We start from the raw sequence: 19,106 nt of genomic DNA, 5'->3' as shown, positions 1-19,106 counted from the left end.
ATCATCCTTCCAGCTTGAGCTCTAGAATTGCGTCACGTAATTCTGCAGCTCGTTCAAAGTTAAGCGCTTTTGCAGCATCTTTCATCTCTTTTTCGAGTTTGTCTAATAGTTTACCCTTTTCTTCCTTCGTTAAGACTTTTCCGCTAGTTAATTGCTGTACATAGCTTTCTTCGTCTTCCGCCACTTGAGAGGCTCTTATTACTTCTCTAATTTTCTTCTCAATTGTTTTAGGTGTGATGCCATGCTTTTCGTTATATTCCATTTGAATGGTACGACGACGCTTCGTTTCACTAATGGCCTTTATCATAGAATCTGTCATTTTATCGGCATACATAATAACTTCACCGTTAGAGTTTCGGGCAGCTCGCCCAATAGTTTGTATTAATGAACGCTCTGAACGTAGGAAGCCTTCTTTATCCGCATCCAAAATAGCGACCAGTGAAACCTCTGGTAAGTCTAATCCTTCTCGCAATAGGTTAATACCTATCAGGACATCATACGTTCCTAAACGAAGCTCTCGAATAATCTCAATTCGCTCTAATGTTTTTATCTCTGAGTGCAGATATTGTACTTTTATACCAATTTCCTTTAAGTAATCAGTTAAATCCTCGGACATTTTCTTTGTTAAAGTTGTTATTAAGACTCGTTCATTCTTAGCAGATCGTTCATATATTTCATTAATCAAATCATCTATTTGTCCTTCAATCGGCTTCACTGTAATAATAGGATCTAATAATCCCGTAGGTCGGATAATCTGCTCGACCATTTCTGGTGTATGCTCTAATTCGTATGGTCCCGGAGTTGCGGATACAAAGATGGCCTGATTGATATGTCCCTCAAACTCTTGGAAAGTGAGCGGTCGGTTATCTAATGCAGAAGGTAATCGGAAACCGTGATTTACTAACACAGACTTTCGCGCCTGGTCTCCATTAAACATTCCTCTAACCTGTGGTAATGAAACGTGGCTTTCATCTACTACCAATAAGAAATCCTTCGGAAAATAGTCTAATAAAGTGTATGGGGTTGCTCCAGCTTCTCTTAACGTCAAGTGACGTGAATAGTTTTCGATGCCCGAACAGAAGCCCATTTCCTCCATCATTTCTAAATCATAATTCGTTCGCTGCTCCAGTCTTTGAGCTTCTAACAATTTATCCTCGCTGCGAAGAATAGTAAGCTGCTCCTCTAATTCCTGACGAATATTATTTATGGCTATTTTCATCTTTTCTTCTCGTGTTACGAAGTGGGAGGCTGGGAAAATAGCTACATGATCCCGTTCACCCAATATTTCTCCTGTTAACGCATCCACTTCTCGAATCCGATCTATTTCATCACCAAAAAATTCTACCCTTAGACATCTCTCATCACGAGAGGCAGGGAAAATTTCCACTACATCTCCACGGACTCGAAATGTTCCACGAGTAAAATTAATATCGTTTCGTTCATATTGCACATCCACTAATTTTCTTAACAGTTGGTTCCGATCGATTTCCATGCCAACTCTTAGTGACACGACCATTTCTTTATATTCTTCTGGATTTCCGAGTCCATAAATACAGGAAACAGAAGCAATAATAATGACATCCTTACGCTCAAATAATGAGGAAGTGGCTGAATGTCGCAATTTATCAATTTCTTCATTAATACTAGAATCTTTTTCAATATAAGTATCCGTTTGTGGCACATATGCCTCTGGTTGAAAATAGTCATAATAGCTGACAAAGTATTCTACTGCATTGTTAGGAAAGAATTCCTTGAACTCACTATAAAGCTGTCCTGCGAGTGTCTTGTTATGGGCCATGACAAGGGTTGGCTTATTAATTTGTTGGATTACGTTCGAAATAGTAAAGGTTTTACCAGTACCTGTGGCCCCTAGTAATGTTTGATGCTTTTTGCCCTCATTTACTCCTTTTACTAGCTCTTTTATTGCTTCTATTTGATCCCCTGCTGGCTCATACGGAGATTGTAAATCATAAATTTGTTCCATATGTATGCCTCCCGTGTGCTTATTAAATTTAGTTTAACATAATCATTTTTCTAACACTATTAAAACGAACATACGTTTTTAAAATAAATTTTCAGAGTAGGTTCAACCTTTGTCATATCAACGATTTAATGATAAATATCTCTTTCTATCTATTACTACCCTCTTTTACAGAAAAAGCTACATTTTATCTTGCATAAATATAAGAATGTTAGTTTTTTAATATGAAAAGAATAGACTTTTTATCAAAACTAAAAGCAGTTCAAATTTCACTCAGTGTAAAATTTGAACTGCTTTTTATATTTTCTTAATAGCCGTTGTTCTTCCTTTAGTTTGTAGCCTTCGCTCCGAACTATTGTTTTAGAAAGACATTTACCCAAATTAAATGCAAAAAGTGAAATTGCATGTCGCAATCTCACTTTTTGGGGGCACGAGATTAGATTATCCTAGCCCCATCCTAAACATATATTAACTATTAATTCCTCACGAATTCCCGGCCCATAAGCAACTTTAATTTTTCAGATGAAGTAACACGTTCGTGTACTCGTTAAATGCTTCTCTATCCTTGCGATCCAATGCCTCGTCAATTAAACCCATTAGCCGAAAACTTCTCTGCTCTCGGTGGACAACATTTAAAAACATATCAAGATAAATCTCGTTTAACAACTTTTCTGCAGAGCTTTCTTTCCCTGTTTGTCCCATTGCTTTCATAAAATCTGTATATGAATATTGTTTGTCCATTTCAATCACCCCGATGCCTTTTTTATATTATATAAAAGCTTAAGGCTAGTTGCAATCATTTTGAGAAAATTTAGATTATACAGTAAATAGAAGTATTTTTTGAATTTTAGATACATTAGCTTGATTTATTTCCAAAATTAACTATAATTTAAATTATAATATACTAAGGAGTGAAATCTTCTGACTAATAAAATTGAAAATAAATCCCATCTTATCTCCTTCGAAACCGCGTTACTTCAACCTTCTGTAGTAAATAACAAAGTTTACACGAAAGTTACTAATTTTTCTGGTGAAACCTCCATGGTAAGTAAAAAGCCATACGAAATCGTTCGTTATTCCTGCTCCTTCTACGGTTCTTCCTTTCAACACGCAGTAAACCTTTCCCGTGAAACGATTGGCAACTATTTTAAGCTACCAATCATACTAGCTCATGACTTTGGATCCCCTTGTATATGGATTCCTGTTCTTTCTCCAAAATCAGATTTAAATATATGGTTTTCCTATCAGGCCATCGAAACTTTTTACCCAAATAAAAAGGGATCTACCGTTGTCCTTTCTAATGGGGATACCATTGATGTTCCTGTTTCGCCTAACACTATGAATCGTCAAGTGGCGTATGCCAACATATTAAGCACCCAATTCCTGAAACGAATGAGCCATCTTTTAAACAACGGATATGCCACCTCTAGACAAGCATCTATGCGTAAAAACATTCGCAACTGATTAGGTAATGGTTAAGTACATAGAAAGCAGTTCTTCTACGCGGTTACGAAGACGGACGTTCAGATAACGACGGTGCTCCTCGTACCCTCCGTGAAAAAACACGTACTCTGTGAACATATCATCTCCTTCTCCTCTAATCACTTTCATACTATGCCTTCTCATATAGACATGTGTGTCTTTTAGCTCTTTTTGAACTTGCTTCGCTGCTCCTTCTACGAGAGTCAAATAAGGTCTGTTTAATTTGAATGGGGCTTTTTCAATAATGGTTCGATCCTTTTCCAAGATGGTAAATACCATGGGAAGATAAATCATTTTTTCGAAATATGGAATTGCCTCTTCTGGTATTAAGGGCATCTTCATTCACCTTTCTTTTAAAAGAACATTTGTTCTTATATTTTACAACTTTTAAAAGAAAATGCAATGGAAAGAAAAGAACTTCAATCAAAAAACTGCCAATCTAATGAATGGCAGTTAAATCATTGTGATACTATGTCAGTTGCCCACTTGCGAGCTTCCTTATAAAAATTATTAAGACTTGGAAAATCTATTTCTAGATTATTAGCTCCTTCGAGCATATCGTTCCAACGTACCTCATCATAGGCAATAGTTAAATCTAAGAAAGGCGTCATCTCAGTGTTGGACCCAACCAAAGTAGCCGCTACATCATCAGAAAGAGGTAACTCTTTGACTAGCTGATCCATCTTCTTATGTAAGATGGTGTCCATTAGAGAGAACATGCCTACTAATAAATATTCAGAGGAATTCGTCAGGTTTTTTTGTTTAGCAAGTAGCTCACAAAATTTCGCTCTAAATAAGGATGATTCTACAATAGCTAGTCCATCCCCTTTGTAGTTTTGATGTACCTCTCGCAGTAACAAGACATGAAGCCAATGATTGATTTCCTCCAGCCCTAACATTAAAACACCCTGTTTAATCGAGCGAACCTTGGAACGTGGTCGAGCAACTGGAGAATTGACCATTTTTAACACTTTAAAGGTCAAGGAAACGTCTCTCTCTATTTCTAACGCAATTTCATCCATAGAGGCTTCTTCCTTGCGTAAAAGATTGATCAGTCTAATGTATTGCACTACGTTAGCAGGTATAACTGTAGCCTTAATAATTTCAGGCTTAGCAAAGAAGTACCCTTGGAACAATTTATAGCCGGCAGATTTAGCTTCGTAAAAATCTGCTCGTGTTTCAACCTTTTCAGCTAGCAGTACAATGTTGGGATAGTTGGTTTGGACAATTTTCTCTATCGATTTCCTCTCTTCCACTGTAGTGGCAAGAAAGTCTATCTTAATAAAGCTAACTAAGCTAAACAGTTCATCGTAATAGTGAACATTTTGTTTTAAAACAAAATCATCCAATGCAAGAAGAAAGCCCATTGCTTTTATTTGTCTAATTTGTTTAATAAGACGGGGAGTTATCGTAATATTTTCTAATATCTCTACCACTATCCTGTTAGAGGGGAACTTTTTTAGTACCGCCTTATCCAGAAGGTTTTCAGTGAAATTAATAAAGCATAGCTTATCGCCTGCAATTTCATTTATCCCTATGGTCAAAAATGAATGTGTCAGCACATCAATTGTTGCCATATCCGCATCCACGTCAGGGAAAGAATTGTCTTCATTATTCCTATAAAGCAATTCATATCCATATAATGACTCGTTCATATTAAAAATTGGCTGCCTTGCAATAAAAATCTCCATTTAATTTCCTCATGTTCTTAAGAAATGTAATTGATACTATTGTATCAAAGATAAGGATGAAAAACGACCTATTTTTTCCTTTGATGACAGGATTATCATAAAATGATATGTTAATAGTGAAGAACTTTAGCGTATTAGGGGGAGATATAATGGAAACTATTACTTATGAACAACAGGGGAATATTGGAATTGTCACATTAAACCGACCTACAGCTTTGAACGCTTTCAACTATGAAATGTTATGTGAACTAGGAGAAATTGCAGAATCTATCCGTATCAATCCGGACATTAGAGTAGTAATCTTTACTGGATCTGGGGAAAAATCGTTTAGTGTCGGAGCAGATTTGAAAGAACGCAGAACGTTAACTGAACAAAGAGTCAAACGTAATATATATAAAATAGGTGAAGTATTCTCTTTAATCGAAAGCTTACCTCAGCCAACGATTGCCATGTTAAATGGATATGCATTTGGTGGTGGGACCGAGCTAGCGCTTGCATGTGATTTCCGTATTGCAGCAGACGATATACAATTAGGACTAACCGAAACAAGCCTCGCGATTATCCCGGGCGCTGGAGGAACACAACGTTTACCTCGCCTCATTGGGGAATCCAAAGCTTTAGAGTTAATCTTAACTGCTAAACGATTGACGGCACACGAAGCCTTTACGTATGGACTTTTAACTAAAATTGCGAGTCGAGAAACATTAAAACAAGAAACGGAAAGCTTCGCAGCACGTATGTTAGCGAACGGACCGATTGCACTTCAACAAGCGAAGTTTGCTGTCAAACAAGGGATGAATGTGGACTTGCAAACTGGTTTGCAAATTGAACGTAAGGCGTATGAAATTACGATTCCGACAGAGGATCGAGTAGAAGCATTAAATGCATTTAGTGAAAAAAGAAAACCTGTATTTAAAGGGAAATAATTTTAAAAGGAGGATGTTGTGAATAGTTCACGATCATCCTCCTTTTTAGTTTTGGCTATGTTAATGCAGACAGTGGAGTTAAAATACACATGAAAATGAGCTGGGATATTTTCTCCAAGCTCATTTACTTTGATATTATTTTGGGCTTACGTACTCTGTAGTGGTATTCCGCAATCGAGCGCTATTCCGAAAGCTCATTAAATAATTTTACTTGAAATGATGAAAGATTGCATTCTTTGGCATAAAATTTTTAATCATTATAATTTCTTTTTCAGTAGGATTTTCTATATTAATTTCAGAGCCCCAATGTGATGATTCAAAGAAACAATTACCATTATATTTCAAAAAAAGTGAAAACCATTTGATTTCTCCATTCTGACTTAAACTCTCTTGTAAAATGAAATTAATTAATTTTTTGTTTATATCCCCTTGAAAACAGACCATTTTCATAGGGTGCAAATCAATTTTTTCAAGATTAGTTTTCAAACTTAATTCTTCAATTGTTTCAACTTCTTCATTCCACACATGGAATTCTATAAAATTTGCAGATGTTATAAAATAATCAATTAAAGAAAACCAGTAATTATAACTTTGGAAATCAACATTACATTCTGTCAAATTAATGTTGATAAATAAATTATTCTTCATCCAATCAATCCCACCTCATTTACTAATGTCTACACAAGTAAAACATCTTTCTTCAACTATCCTGCGGTGCTACTATCCTGCTTTCTGATCCATCTAGAATTCTTTTTATATTTTGTCGATGAAGAATGATGATCGATACGCTTATTAATAGAGAAAGTCCTATGATAACTTTATCTTCAAATATTAGACTGTAAACAAATAAAGCTATACAAGCTAACATTGAACTTAATGATACATACTTTGTTAATAACAAAGTTAGCACAAACACAACAAAACCAACAAATACACCTAAAGGGGTCAAAAATAAAAAAACTCCAGTTGCTGTCGCAACAGCTTTTCCACCTTTAAAACTAGCAAACACAGAAAATACGTGACCTAATATAGCTAATAAGCCACATACAATTGGATTAATAGTAGAACTCAGTATTAGGGGAAGTAAACAAGCAAGTGTGCCTTTTAATATATCAGCAATTGCAACAATTACTCCTGCTTTAATGCCTAAAACTCTGTAAGCATTAGTTGCACCAAGATTACCGCTACCATAATCACGAATATCTTTCTTATATAATATTTTACCGACGATTAAAGCAAACGAAATTGAACCTATTAAATAACTTAAAATCAGAGTTAAAATGTTCAAAGTAGTGTTATCCCCCCACTCAGTTTGTTATTTTAAGTATTTCTCTTTGTTGTATCCTTTTTCCTTCAAACCTTCGGCTATGTTAATGCTAAAGGTGGACTAAAATACATATAAAAATGAGCTGGATATTTTCCAAGCTCATTTTTATTTGGTTCTTTTATCTTACTAAAGTCCATATTACGGAATATAGATAATTGCAAACAAATTAACTATTTTATGCCATTTAAAATATGTTCAGTTAATAATTTCACCCTTGTTCGTGGCTAAATTTTTGCGCCATTCACTTCGCTCCGTTGTTGTCAGTTTCGCCCACTCAGTTTCTTCGCCAATAATTCTTAAAGGTTCTTGAGAACGATAAGATCGTGTTAAGTTACCCGGGAACTTTTTGTCAGTAACATTTGGGTCGTTTTCAAATTGACCTGTTGGTTCTATTTTATAAACCCGTTCTCTTCCTTCTCCTTTTGCTAATGCTGCTGCAAGTCCTGCACCATTGGCATTAGCAGTGAAATAAATGTGGTTCATTTTAAGCCCAGGTTTGTAATTTGATTTTCCACCCGCTGTCAGCAAATCACCAACCCGTAAATCTGCCTTTGTCCCATGATAAAATGGTCCTTCATCAGAAGGTGTACCGTTATATGAGTTTGACAATTCATAATTTCTTTTTGCATTATCAAAATCACACAACTCCTCATAGCATTTGGCAATGTTTAAATATAACGTTGAATATGCACTCTTAACATTATCATCATTTATTTTTAGTGCACACTGTAAAGAGGTTTTCATCCATTTCAATTTCTCTGTGATACTCTTTTGTTTACGAGCCAAATGATATGCTGCAATAAATCTTTCATAGTCGTCTTTTGCTTCTAGCCATGCTTGATGAAACATGGTGATTGCACCTTCAACATTTCCCCCATCTTCCATGTTCATTCCATTCATACAAAGTTTAATAACGACGTTGTTTTGGTCAAATTTTATACTCATCTAATCTTACCTCCCAATTAATGAAATAACATTTTTGTAATACACTTCTCCAAAACTCTTATTTAAACGACCATATCTTCTCATTAAAAAACAACTTAATTTCCTTTGAATCTTTGTCTTGATTCGTCGCAACTTGATTTTTTTAATAACAAAATCAGCAACATTTTTCATTTTTTGTTTGCGTTCCCCATCGTTTTACCGATTCCTACTAGCAACTTGATTTAAGCAGATAGAAAGTTATTTTAATCTTACAACAACTGTAAGAATAATTTACAGTTTTTTTGTAGTAAGGTATTGCTAGGAATGAAAATGGGAGGCTATACAGATGAATGCTTCGAATAAATTACTTGAAGTGAAAGCAGTACGAAAAGTTTTTGGTGAGGGGCAAAATGAAACAATGGCATTAAAAGGCGTAACTTTTGATGTTTTACCAGGGGAATTTCTTGGCATTATGGGTGCGAGCGGTTCAGGCAAGACGACGCTACTAAATGTAATCGCCACAATGCAAAAGCCAACATCAGGGCAAATATTGCTAGACGGGCAAAATATTTCGTCGTTCAAAGGATCACAACTCGCAGCATATAGAGGCAATCAAATCGGATATTTATTTCAGCAATTTGAACTGATTGATAATTTAACGGCGAAAGAAAATATCATGTTGCCGTTAGCAATTCATGGAATTAATATAAAGGCACAAGAACAAGAGTTGCTGCAATTAGCAAAAATATTCGATATAGAAGAACTGCTAAATAAATTCCCGTCACAATTATCTGGAGGGCAAAAGCAACGGATTGCAGCAGCGAGAGCGCTAATTTCAAATCCTAGCATTGTGTTAGCGGATGAGCCGACTGGTGCGTTAGATACTAAAAACGCCAAGATTTTAATGAAGAAGCTGTCTGATCATAATCAAAAACAGGCATCTACTATTTTAATGGTGACGCATGATGCGAATGCGGCTAGCTACTGCTCAAGAATTTTGTTCATCCAAGACGGTGTCATTTTCCATGAACTACGTAGAAATGTACCGGGAGAATCTCAGGAGACATTTTATGAGCGAATCGTTATGGTGATGGCGCAACTTGCTGGAGGTAGTAGTAATGTTCTTTGAATTTGTGAAGCGTAATAGCCGCAAAATCCGGAAGGAAAACGGTGTGTATTTTGCATCGCTTGTCGTGTCAATTGTGGCGTTTTATGTGATTTTGTCATTAGGTGAGCAAGATGTCATGTTATATTTGAAGACAATTGAAAGCGATGCAGTCGAGCGATTGTTGTTATTAATTCCAGTGCTTTATGCAGTTTCATTATTGTTCGTATTCTTCCTCGTGTATTTTGCAAATCGCTACCAGCTTCAGCGTCGCAGTCATGAGTTCGGTTTGTATTTAATGATGGGGATGAAGCAAAGTAAGCTGTTTCTCATGATTACGGGCGAAACGATTTGGAACGGGATTGTGGCCCTGAGTATTGGTTTGCCGATTTCATTGTTTTTAACAGAGCTGATCAATTTAGCGACATCACGTTTAGTTGGCATGGGGATTATAGGTCATGCGTTCCGTATTTCATGGACAGGTATTGGCTTGACGATCTGTGGTTTCTTCCTTGTGCAACTGCTAGCGATGCTTATTTTAAGCTTTACAATGAGTCGAAAAGAGCCGATTGAATTACTTCATGAGGATAAGGAAAAGTCACAAACTACAATGACGCCTAAATGGGGAGCCGTGAGCTTACTATCTGGAGCGGCTTTATTATTCGGGACGATTTTTTTAAGCATCGCTTATGGTATGGCGATTTTATATTTACGAAATTTTGATTACCGCGTATTTGCATTGATTTTGTTTGTTGGTGTGTGTGGGACATTTATTTTATTCCGTGGCTTAGGAAGTATGATTGGTGTTTATGTGAAGCGAAAAGGAAGTTCTTCGACAGGTTTATCGATATTTTCGGCGAGACAGCTACAAGAAAATGTATTGCATCAATGGAGTTCACTCGCTATTTCATCCTTACTGATTCTAATGGCGATGGTCTGCTTTGCTTTTGGTACATCAACAGCGTTAATGAATAGCGCTGTAGCTAATCGAACTGTTGATTATACGTTTAATGGTAATGAAGATGAAATTAACCCTTTGATTAAATCCGATGAGCTAGTACCTTATGTTGATAGTTATTATGGGATGGAGTTACATAATTTCTACACACCTGCAGATGAATCAGTATTAAATTATTATTTTGCATGGACGGGCTTAATAGAAACAGTATCGAGTCAAGCTGATTCAGAGCCAAAAGAGATTTTATTAAACAACTTATCGATGCAGCACACGCCGTATTTTATTTCATTATCGAGCTATAACACGATGCTTGAGACAGCTGGAAAGAATCCAATTCAGTTAGCTGATAATGAAGTGGCCATGTATACAAGTGACGATACAGGAGCGCCATATGATATATTAAAAGACACATTGAAAAAAAATCCAACAGTTGAAATTGCGGAAAATGAATACACATTATTGCCGACGTTATATTCGGATCAAATTGTGGCAGATCGAGCTATTACGTTAATGTATTCGATGATTGTACCTGATGCATTATATGAGCAATATTTTGACGCTGAGGAAACTTGGCTTTGGAATATGACGTTAAAAGACGAGTTCATTGAAGAAAAAGGGCTTATGCAGGCGATGCTTGAAGTCGATCAAGTACTTAATTCGACAGGCTTGCAATATGAGAGCTATCTTGCGAGCATGGGTAGACAGTTATTTTATACGGTAGCAAGCAGTTATACAACGTTTTATTTAGGCGTGATGTTTTTAATTATTGCTAATACTGTACTAGGTCTAAACTTTTTAATGCAGCAAATAAGCACGCGTAGTCGCTATCAAACATTAGCAATGCTCGGTGCAGATGTGGAATCAATTTGTAAATCTGCTCGCAAGCAAATTTGGTTATACTTCATCTTAGCTATTTCGGTCGCGTTGGTTAGTGGAATTTTTGGCATTTGGTCTTTATTAAAAGCAATGCCGGCTACTATTTTCAGTCTTCAAAATGGAATTATTATTGGTTTAGTAGTGCTATTATTTATTGTAATTGAAGTTGGCTATATTCGAATGATTCAACGAAAAAGTGATGAGGAAATCAGGAAGTTAAAAGAAATTGAGTAGAGGTGATGGTATGGCGAATATTGTCATTGTAGAGGATGACATTTTCCTCCGCGAAGAATTACAAAATATTTTACAAAAGGAGGGGTACTTTGTAGTAAGTATCTCTTCTTTTAATACACCTGTTGAAGATATCATCGCTGCCAAACCGGGGTTAGTATTGTTAGATTTAAATTTACCTAACTTATCAGGTTTTCAAATTTGTCGTACTTTGAAAATGAAAGGAATTGGTCCGATTCTAATTTTAACTGCTCGCAATCAGATACGAGATGAGTTGCATGCATTAGAGTTAGGAGCCGATGACTTTTTAACGAAGCCATGTCATCCGAAACGTCTCATTGCAAGAGTACAAAAGTTACAACAACTTTATGCTAAAATGCCGATGCTTTTAAATTGGGGAAAATTCCAATTAGATGTGAAAACGAATGAATTATATATTGGTCACAATTCACTTTCATTATCTGAAAATGAAAGTGCCATTATGAAGCTTTTAATACAATATGCACCGGCTGTTGTGGAAAAGGAGCAACTTTTCCATGAATTGTGGGGAAGTAGTGAATTTGTGGACGAAAATATACTACAAGTAAACATGACCAGACTTCGTAAAACATTAGATAAAGTAGGCGTATCATCTCAGATTAAAACGGTCAGAGGCGTTGGCTATCAATTGATAGAGGGTGAGTCCCCATGAGGCAACTAAATTGGCTCCCTAGTTTACAGCAATCGCGGCAATGGATTTTGCTTCTATGTGTAAATAGCGGTTTTTTTATTTTTTTAGCATGGGTTGCATATCCAGAGTCATTTAAGTTATTAATATTGACGATGCTCATTTTTACTTTTGTAACCATTTTGATTGGTGTGCTTTTTACATGGAAAAAACAACGAAAGCAAAGAAACACATTTTATCAATTTTTAAGAGAGCCTTCCGCTGAGCATGAGGCTAAGTTGCTACAACTTTTAGGTGACATATATAAGGAACCACTGCATGGTTTGGCTAATCAATTACGTCATCTGTCTGATGACTTACAAGATGCAAAGTACCAGTCAAAAGAGTATGAAACCTTTATCGAAAGCTGGGTGCATGAAATTAAAACACCACTTTCGTTACTTCATTTTGTCTTACAAAATCGTCAAGATGAAATGTCCCCGTTGGTTTATCAACGGCTAAATCATGCAAATATAACTATTCACGATTACGTAGAACGCATATTATTTTATGCAAAGCTACAAGCTGTGCATGTTGACTATAGCTTGAAAAAGGTCTCTATTGTGGAATGCTTTGAAGATGTATTACTAGAGCTACAATCGTTATTGGAAGAGCAGCATGTAAACGTTCATACGGAGATAAAGGAGATAAACGTTGCATCTGATGAAAGAGTACTTCATTTTATTTTAATCCAATTACTTGTAAATGCAATTAAATATCGAAACGTAGATAGTGAAAGTTTCATTTGGATAGAAACAGGTTTTGATCATGCAAAAGACAGCTATTATGTTAAAGTAGCTGACAATGGACTAGGCGTCTTACAATCAGATTTACCATTTATATTTGATAAAGGATTTACAGGAGATGCTAGTAATCAAAAGCGGTCTACAGGGTTGGGATTGTTTTTAGTGAAAAAATTATGTGACGATTTGCAAGTTGAAATTGAGGTTAAGTCAGAACACAAACGTGGTTTTACCATTCAGCTGCTTTTTCCGAAGGTTTAAAGGTTTTTTTGAGATCTTAATAAATGGAAAAGCGATGTCACCAAACCCTAGTTTAGAAATCTTTTATAAAAGTTCTCTTAAAACAACCTTAATTAGCAATAATAAAAATAGCCAAGGAAGCTCATTCCTTGGCTGTTTCATAGAGCATTTTAACAAACTCATAGCTTCCACCATTAGTAGTCTGATTAAAAGTTTCTAGCTCTTTAAAGCCTACCTGTTTATACAACGCTATAGCTCGTTTGTTAAAGGTAGCTACGGATAAAGTAATCGCTGCCGGTTGGAACATACTTTGAGCAAACTGTAAGCCTGCCTTCAAGAAATTAATTCCTTTACCCTTACCCGTTAAATTTGGCTGCATTCCCAGTCCAATATCAATTACTTCAGGGGCTACCAAAGTAAAACTAAAAAACCCTATGAGATTCTCCTTCTCCATAACGACGTAATATTCGTTCTTACGACTTACCGGGTCTAGAAATTCCTCCAGGTCCTCCTCGTCTGCTTCCATATTATAAAAGGAATACGGTTCTTCATAGTGCCAGTTATAAGCAATGTCCTCGGCCTGCTCCTGAGTCATCGGTTGAAGTATGTAGCTCAAGCGCTTTCTCTCCTTTTCCCCAGTCTAAAAAATAAATAAGAAGATTTAATATACTCAACAGCGTAATAGCAAAAAACATATACATAGAAGCTGGGTCGCCCGATAAATTAAGCTCATCCACAATAATTCCTTCCAAAAATAAAAGTTGTGCACAAACTACAATAGATATAATAGAAACAACAGAAATGGTGAAGGCTGTTATCCATTTTTGAGTTCTAAAGAGCACCACCGCTATAAGTAAAATTAAAGCTAAAGCAAGAAACGTTATAAAGATCGGTCTCATTAATGTGAAAGTACTAAAAGCTTCAAAGCTGTTCAATTTACTCCCTCCAATAAAAAATTTGTGATTAAAAACATCAGAATGAAAATGATAACAGCACTCATTATTTTTTGATTGTCATAGTTTTTTCCATCCTTTAATTTCTGTGCTAACGTTACTAAATTTAATAATAAGGACACTCCAAGCAAAGGAATAATCAATAAAAGCCAAGCCATCCTCTACATTCCCCCATTGTTATTTTTATATATGAATCTCATTCTCTCCTGCTTCTGTCAATAACTTCCCCATAATGACATAGGGTTCATCCGTTGACGAGGGGAAGAAATTTTGTTTAATCATTTCCCATCCTGATTTTGCATATAAAGCTTGAGCTACTAAATTACTAGCCTTGGTTGTTAATACAGACGTCTTCATCGCGCAATTGTTCACTAATTTTTCTAATAATCTTTTACCTAATCCATTTCCTCGGTATGAGGAGTGAACTAATAGCTCTACAAATTCAAAGCAATCCGTTAACCATACTTCTGCTTCTTCCACCGTTAATTCCTGCTCTAGAAGACCTCGGTAGTACTGTCCATCCTCTGATTTGTAACCATACGCAAATCCAATGCACTCGTTTGTCTCGGTGTATGCTACAATTCCTAGAAAACCATCATAATTGGCATGCTTTTGTATTCTTTCGAAGAAGTCATCCTCTTCTTTTTTCCATACCGCTTGGTAAAGCATCGCCATTTCCTCTGTCATATGTACGCTATGATCAAATTGCTTAATAATAATCATTCACTTACCCCTCCTGTAAACTTTTCATTACACTGTCTCCAAAGGACCTTATGTCCGCAAGAAAGTCATGGTTCTCTGGTGATCCAAAGCTATTGACCATCCGAACTGCCACGATTTCGTGTTCTGGTATGACTAGTACGGCAACACCTGTGAATCCTAAAATTTGATACGAGCCACGTGGTACTAAATCTCCAAGCTCCGTTTTTCTTGCAGGTAAATCCTTTACAAACCAAAGAAAACCATGCTGAGGCAAATCCTTGTCAATTGTACTCGGACTTATAAGAGACGTAGATAGCTGAATAACTTCTTTTGGTATTACCTGCTTGTTATCTATGTATCCCCGCTTTAAATGAAGGTAACCCCAATAGGCTAAATCTCTTGCAGAAGTGAACATGTTCATTTGATCGCCCTTTGTACTGTTTGTTGGTATTTGTTTTGGTTGGCCGGACGGATCAATGACCTCTGCAAGCTTAGGTTGAATTTCTGTGTACCAGTCACTCTCATTCAAGCCGAGTGGTCGAAATACCTTTTCTTTTAGTAACTCTGCTACTGTTTGGCCTGTTGTAACCTTTACTATTTGTGTAAGCAGGTTTATATTAACTTGTCTATAGGCCCAGCTCTCCCCTGGTAAAAACTCTCGAATAATTTTACCTTCTAGCTCCGTTAGCCCATGCGTATGTGTCAATAAATGTCTAATTGTAGTTCCGTGAAAAACTTCTTCCTCCAAATCCGCAATATATTTTGTCACTTCATCATCTATCGATCCGATATACCCATGATGCACCGCATATGCGACAGCAAACCCTATATAGCTTTTCCGAACAGACGCCACGTAAAACTGGGTATCCTCCTGTACTTCTCTAGCTTCTGGTCTACTAGATTGAGTGCCCCAATATTGTTCAGTAACAATTTTATCTTTATGAATGACTATAACTGCCGCTCCAGTTGCATAGACAGCATCGTACGTATTTTTCACATGATTGATAACTGGATTGAATCTAGCTTGTAAATTTTTATTTAACTGCATATTACTAACCTCGTTTCCTTGGATGACGTAGCTAAAAGTGGCTGGCTGGTGCGCTACTTTATTTCTTATTCTTTATTACTAGTAGAAAGTCCTTTATGTTAATCTAATAAGGAGGTGAGATTATGAAAAATAAACCAATTTATGTAGAGACTAGTATCTCTAGCGATATGGAAAAGGTATGGGAGACATCTCAAAATCCCGAGCTACATGAACAATGGGATTTGCGTTTTTCTTCTATCACCTATTTACCCAAAAAAGAAGATGAACCACAGCTATTTGAATATAAAACGAATATAGGATTTGGATTTAGTATTTCGGGTTGGGGGAAAAGTGTCGGTACCTTTCATGCGAAGGACAACTCTAGAACATCCTCGCTGCATTTCGGTACTGCCCAAAAGATCTCTCCTATAAAAGAAGGTAAGGGATATTGGAAGTATGAGCAGGGGCAAGACGGCATCAAATTTTTTACCCAGTATGATTACGATGTTCGTTTCGGGACATTAGGGAAAATGATGGATCGACTATTATTTCGCCCGATGATGGGATGGGCAACTGCTCTTAGCTTTGATGTATTTAAGAGGTGGCTCGAAAAAGGTGACACTCCATCCAATCAGTATGTACGATTCTTCAGTCACTGGCTTATTACCATTCTGTTCTTTTTTGTTTGGGTGTATCACGGCCTCGTTCCAAAATTAATATTAATGCATCCAGAGGAAGTATCAATGACCCAGGGCATGCTTCCCTTAACAGTGAACGAAGCTCAAAATATCGTTTCAACGGCAGGTGCTATCGAAATAATATTCGGTCTCCTATGGCTACTATATAGCAATAAGCGAAGATTACTGAAAATCCAAGTCGTTGTTTTTCCATTACTTACACTCTCCACTTTAATAGGAGACGCCACCGTATTTGGTGATCCATTTAACCCCCTTACATTTAACTTAACGCTGTTTGTTCTATCCGTTATCGGATTGCTGGTTAGTAAAGACATTCCAACTTCCAAAAGCTGTAAGCGTTCAAGATAAGGAGTTTTTCATATGTCTATTTATAAAGAAATGCTTGGAGAACAATTCGAGCGACTGCAGCCAATGCTCAAGCGGCGGTATACTATTTCTTCTGAAAAGGCCTTCCAGGCAACAGGAGTCATGACAAAAATAACTAGTGGTCCGAAATGGTTGTCACCTTTCTTTCGTATAGCCACTCGTTGGAAGTTTTTATTTCCTGAGCAAGGAGAGAATGTACCATTTCAAATCGTTAATAAAGGGCAGCTAGGTCCAAACGGCGAACAACAGGTTCACTGGGAGAGAACGTTTTTCTTCCCAAACCAAACAAGATATTTTAATGCGCTAATGAGCTTAGATAAGAGTAAGCGTGTAGTAAGGGACTATCTTGGGGAGCCGAGCTTGTTCTATTCTGAACTCGTATTCATCGTCACAGAGGAAGGACATCTTCAAATTGAATCTAGTAAACAGCGTCTTGTATTAGGCAAGCTGGAAATCCCCTTACCAAGGCTTTTAAAAGGAAATGTTCTTGTTAAAGAGTGTTATGTAGAAAAGAGAGACGTATTTTCTATTCATGTTTTAATCACTAATCCTTTACTTGGGATACTATTCGAGTATAAAGGGGTGTTTCAAACAGATGACCTATAAAAGAATTGCAATCTCCCATACTATTTTATTTCTCATAGTTGCTGCTTTTAGCGTAGGTCCCTGGTATTTTCTTATGCTATCAGTAGCTCAGATTTTATTTGTTCCGCTCGTCTTAAAACTAGTTATGAAAGATAATCATCTGATTTATTACTTTGTCCTTCCTGCTGTAATAGCTGTTTCTATTTTACAGATTACAGAAGATTCTAGGCTCGATGCCTTGCTCGCACTTATCTACCTACTTTTTACTTTTATTGTGGCCATGTATGGATTTAAACGATTTATGAGTAGAGGATTTACCCACATAGAAGAGTTTGCGATTGATATGGGAATGATGTATTTATTTATCGGCGGGATTTGGTTTGTTGCTTCTGTTCTTGAAATAGATACAGGATTTACTCCTATTTTAACGTGGCTGACAGGAATTCACTTTCACTATTCTTCCTTTTTGTTACCAGTATTTATAGGCTTTTTAGGGCGAGTTTATAAACCTGCCAGCTACCCTTGGCTGACAGCTATCATTTTAATTTCTCCTTTAGTCGTTGCAATAGGAATCACTTTTTCTACACTTTTAGAATTTATATCCGTACTTTTATATATGATTGGAATATATGGTTTTATCGTTCTAGCTATTAAGGCAACATATAAAAACGGCTATCAGAAAAGCCTAGTCATTACATCCTTTGGGGCACTGGGTGTTACTATTCTGTTCTCCCTTTTGTATGCAACAGGGAATGCGTTTGGTGTCTTTGGGGTGACGATAGATTTCATGCTTAAGTTCCATGGATTCTTTAATTGCCTAATATTTGCGTTCGTCGGTATTGTCGGCTGGTCCATTTGGACACCACCGGCACGTTATAAAAAGTTGCAACTTCCTATTAGCAAGATCAAAGGTAAAGGAACTGTTGGTGAGAAAGTTTTAGATGACTATCACATAAATAAGACCTATACGGGCTTGGTCGATGATATGAGCATTTTTATAGATAAAGAGTCACTTCCTCCGATGATTAGCCATTTTTATGAACAAACAATGCACTATCGACTATTTTCCACTGTTTACTGGCATGTTTGGTTCAAGCCTTTTGCCGCATTATACGGTTTGTTTAGTTCAAGAATACAACAGCTAAATCTACCCTTCCCCTCTAAGGAAATGGAGATGACTGGAGATATAGTAGCTATCGAGGATGGACGTACCAATACAAGAGCTTGGGTTCGAAAAATTGAAACAAGCACCATCTTTGTTGCACTATATTCCATACATACTCGAGACGAGGAAACCTTTATGAATATCTCCCTCCCTTTACCATGGTCGTCGATGGTTGGCGTATTAGCATTAGAAGAGCAAGATGGAAAGCTTCTCTTAACTAGCAAAAGTGCCTTAGCGTCTGATGCTGGGATTTACTTGGCCTTTAGAGAAACCATCTTTAAGCTTCCTTTGGAGGAGCAATTTCTTTTAGAGGAGAAAAATGAAATTCTAACTGCCAAACATGAGATGCGTATTTTCTGTATTCCATTTTTGACGATTAATTATAGGGTTTTGTTGAAATAGTATGGAAAAAAAAGATTC

At 36.6% G+C, this 19,106-nt stretch carries 21 protein-coding genes; 9 read left to right on the top strand and 12 right to left on the bottom strand.

The genetic code is table 11. From position 1 onward, the window contains the following. Position 1: 1 nt before the first annotated feature. On the bottom strand, positions 2-1,984 hold the full coding sequence (uvrB, locus tag MKX96_RS05535) for an excinuclease ABC subunit UvrB (protein WP_340882635.1): 1,983 nt from the start codon (positions 1,982-1,984) through the stop codon (positions 2-4). A gap of 507 nt (positions 1,985-2,491) precedes the next feature. Beyond that, a complete protein-coding gene (locus tag MKX96_RS05530; protein WP_340882634.1) occupies positions 2,492-2,722 on the bottom strand; it encodes an IDEAL domain-containing protein in 231 nt (76 codons plus the stop codon). Positions 2,723-2,902: 180 nt separating this feature from the next. On the opposite strand from MKX96_RS05530, the gene MKX96_RS05525 reads away from it, so the two are divergent. Beyond that, positions 2,903-3,445 carry a competence protein ComK gene (locus MKX96_RS05525; RefSeq protein WP_169359769.1) on the top strand — a complete coding sequence of 181 codons (543 nt, stop codon included), beginning with the start codon at positions 2,903-2,905 and terminating at the stop codon, positions 3,443-3,445. On the opposite strand, the gene MKX96_RS05520 is transcribed toward MKX96_RS05525, so the two are convergent. Continuing rightward, a complete protein-coding gene (locus tag MKX96_RS05520; RefSeq protein WP_169359731.1) occupies positions 3,446-3,799 on the bottom strand; it encodes a hypothetical protein in 354 nt (117 codons plus the stop codon). Between the two features lie 122 nt (positions 3,800-3,921). Beyond that, the gene (locus MKX96_RS05515) at positions 3,922-5,154 is read right to left on the bottom strand and encodes an EAL and HDOD domain-containing protein (RefSeq protein WP_340882631.1); all 1,233 of its coding nucleotides are present in this window, start codon (positions 5,152-5,154) and stop codon (positions 3,922-3,924) included. Positions 5,155-5,303: 149 nt separating this feature from the next. On the opposite strand from MKX96_RS05515, the gene MKX96_RS05510 reads away from it, so the two are divergent. Continuing rightward, positions 5,304-6,080 carry an enoyl-CoA hydratase-related protein gene (locus tag MKX96_RS05510; RefSeq protein WP_340882629.1) on the top strand — a complete coding sequence of 259 codons (777 nt, stop codon included), beginning with the start codon at positions 5,304-5,306 and terminating at the stop codon, positions 6,078-6,080. Positions 6,081-6,287: 207 nt separating this feature from the next. On the opposite strand, the gene MKX96_RS05505 is transcribed toward MKX96_RS05510, so the two are convergent. The 3 genes from MKX96_RS05505 to arr all read right to left on the bottom strand — a co-directional run bounded on the left by MKX96_RS05505 (position 6,288) and on the right by arr (position 8,352). Beyond that, positions 6,288-6,728, bottom strand: a complete 441-nt coding sequence (locus MKX96_RS05505) for a hypothetical protein (RefSeq protein ID WP_340882627.1) — start codon at positions 6,726-6,728, stop codon at positions 6,288-6,290. Positions 6,729-6,780: 52 nt separating this feature from the next. Further along, positions 6,781-7,368 (bottom strand): glycerol-3-phosphate 1-O-acyltransferase PlsY, encoded by a 588-nt coding sequence (gene plsY / locus MKX96_RS05500; protein ID WP_340882625.1) that lies wholly within the window; start codon positions 7,366-7,368, stop codon positions 6,781-6,783. Between the two features lie 234 nt (positions 7,369-7,602). Further along, positions 7,603-8,352, bottom strand: a complete 750-nt coding sequence (gene arr, locus MKX96_RS05495; protein ID WP_340882624.1) for an NAD(+)--rifampin ADP-ribosyltransferase — start codon at positions 8,350-8,352, stop codon at positions 7,603-7,605. Positions 8,353-8,677: 325 nt separating this feature from the next. On the opposite strand from arr, the gene MKX96_RS05490 reads away from it, so the two are divergent. The 4 genes from MKX96_RS05490 to MKX96_RS05475 are packed head-to-tail and all read left to right on the top strand — an operon-like array spanning position 8,678 to position 13,211. Next, positions 8,678-9,460, top strand: coding sequence for an ABC transporter ATP-binding protein (locus MKX96_RS05490; RefSeq protein ID WP_298469109.1), 783 nt, complete (start codon positions 8,678-8,680; stop codon positions 9,458-9,460). Next, a complete protein-coding gene (locus MKX96_RS05485; protein ID WP_340882621.1) occupies positions 9,450-11,504 on the top strand; it encodes an ABC transporter permease in 2,055 nt (684 codons plus the stop codon). Before MKX96_RS05490 ends, MKX96_RS05485 begins: the two co-directional genes overlap by 11 nt. Further along, positions 11,497-12,192 carry a response regulator transcription factor gene (locus MKX96_RS05480; protein WP_340882619.1) on the top strand — a complete coding sequence of 232 codons (696 nt, stop codon included), beginning with the start codon at positions 11,497-11,499 and terminating at the stop codon, positions 12,190-12,192. The genes MKX96_RS05485 and MKX96_RS05480 overlap by 8 nt, the downstream gene beginning before the upstream one ends. Beyond that, positions 12,189-13,211 carry a sensor histidine kinase gene (locus tag MKX96_RS05475; protein WP_340882618.1) on the top strand — a complete coding sequence of 341 codons (1,023 nt, stop codon included), beginning with the start codon at positions 12,189-12,191 and terminating at the stop codon, positions 13,209-13,211. Before MKX96_RS05480 ends, MKX96_RS05475 begins: the two co-directional genes overlap by 4 nt. Positions 13,212-13,332: 121 nt before the next feature. Here the strand turns inward: MKX96_RS05475 and MKX96_RS05470 are convergent, their stop codons facing one another. From MKX96_RS05470 to MKX96_RS05450, 5 genes are read right to left on the bottom strand one after another with little or no spacing between them, the layout of a single operon-like run. Next, positions 13,333-13,806: a GNAT family N-acetyltransferase gene (locus MKX96_RS05470; RefSeq protein ID WP_340882616.1), complete on the bottom strand. Its 474-nt coding sequence runs from the start codon at positions 13,804-13,806 to the stop codon at positions 13,333-13,335. After that, a complete protein-coding gene (locus tag MKX96_RS05465) occupies positions 13,751-14,125 on the bottom strand; it encodes a hypothetical protein (protein WP_340882615.1) in 375 nt (124 codons plus the stop codon). The genes MKX96_RS05470 and MKX96_RS05465 overlap by 56 nt, the downstream gene beginning before the upstream one ends. Then, positions 14,122-14,301 (bottom strand): hypothetical protein, encoded by a 180-nt coding sequence (locus MKX96_RS05460; RefSeq protein WP_340882614.1) that lies wholly within the window; start codon positions 14,299-14,301, stop codon positions 14,122-14,124. The genes MKX96_RS05465 and MKX96_RS05460 overlap by 4 nt, the downstream gene beginning before the upstream one ends. Positions 14,302-14,326: 25 nt before the next feature. Further along, the gene (locus tag MKX96_RS05455; protein ID WP_340882612.1) at positions 14,327-14,866 is read right to left on the bottom strand and encodes a GNAT family N-acetyltransferase; all 540 of its coding nucleotides are present in this window, start codon (positions 14,864-14,866) and stop codon (positions 14,327-14,329) included. Positions 14,867-14,870: 4 nt separating this feature from the next. Continuing rightward, on the bottom strand, positions 14,871-15,893 hold the full coding sequence (locus MKX96_RS05450; RefSeq protein ID WP_340882611.1) for a serine hydrolase domain-containing protein: 1,023 nt from the start codon (positions 15,891-15,893) through the stop codon (positions 14,871-14,873). A gap of 122 nt (positions 15,894-16,015) precedes the next feature. Between MKX96_RS05450 and MKX96_RS05445 the strand changes: the two genes are divergently transcribed. The 3 genes from MKX96_RS05445 to MKX96_RS05435 are packed head-to-tail and all read left to right on the top strand — an operon-like array spanning position 16,016 to position 19,088. Continuing rightward, on the top strand, positions 16,016-16,918 hold the full coding sequence (locus MKX96_RS05445; protein ID WP_340882610.1) for a DoxX-like family protein: 903 nt from the start codon (positions 16,016-16,018) through the stop codon (positions 16,916-16,918). A 12-nt stretch (positions 16,919-16,930) separates the two neighbouring features. Continuing rightward, positions 16,931-17,542 (top strand): DUF4166 domain-containing protein, encoded by a 612-nt coding sequence (locus MKX96_RS05440; protein WP_340882609.1) that lies wholly within the window; start codon positions 16,931-16,933, stop codon positions 17,540-17,542. Then, a complete protein-coding gene (locus tag MKX96_RS05435) occupies positions 17,532-19,088 on the top strand; it encodes a YndJ family protein (protein WP_340882608.1) in 1,557 nt (518 codons plus the stop codon). Before MKX96_RS05440 ends, MKX96_RS05435 begins: the two co-directional genes overlap by 11 nt. Positions 19,089-19,106 lie beyond the last annotated feature (18 nt).

Source organism: Psychrobacillus sp. FSL W7-1493, from assembly GCF_038004905.1.
Classification (GTDB): Bacteria; Bacillota; Bacilli; order Bacillales_A; family Planococcaceae; genus Psychrobacillus.
Note: the sequence above shows the minus strand (reverse complement) of the source record. Positions and strands in the feature narration are given on the sequence as shown.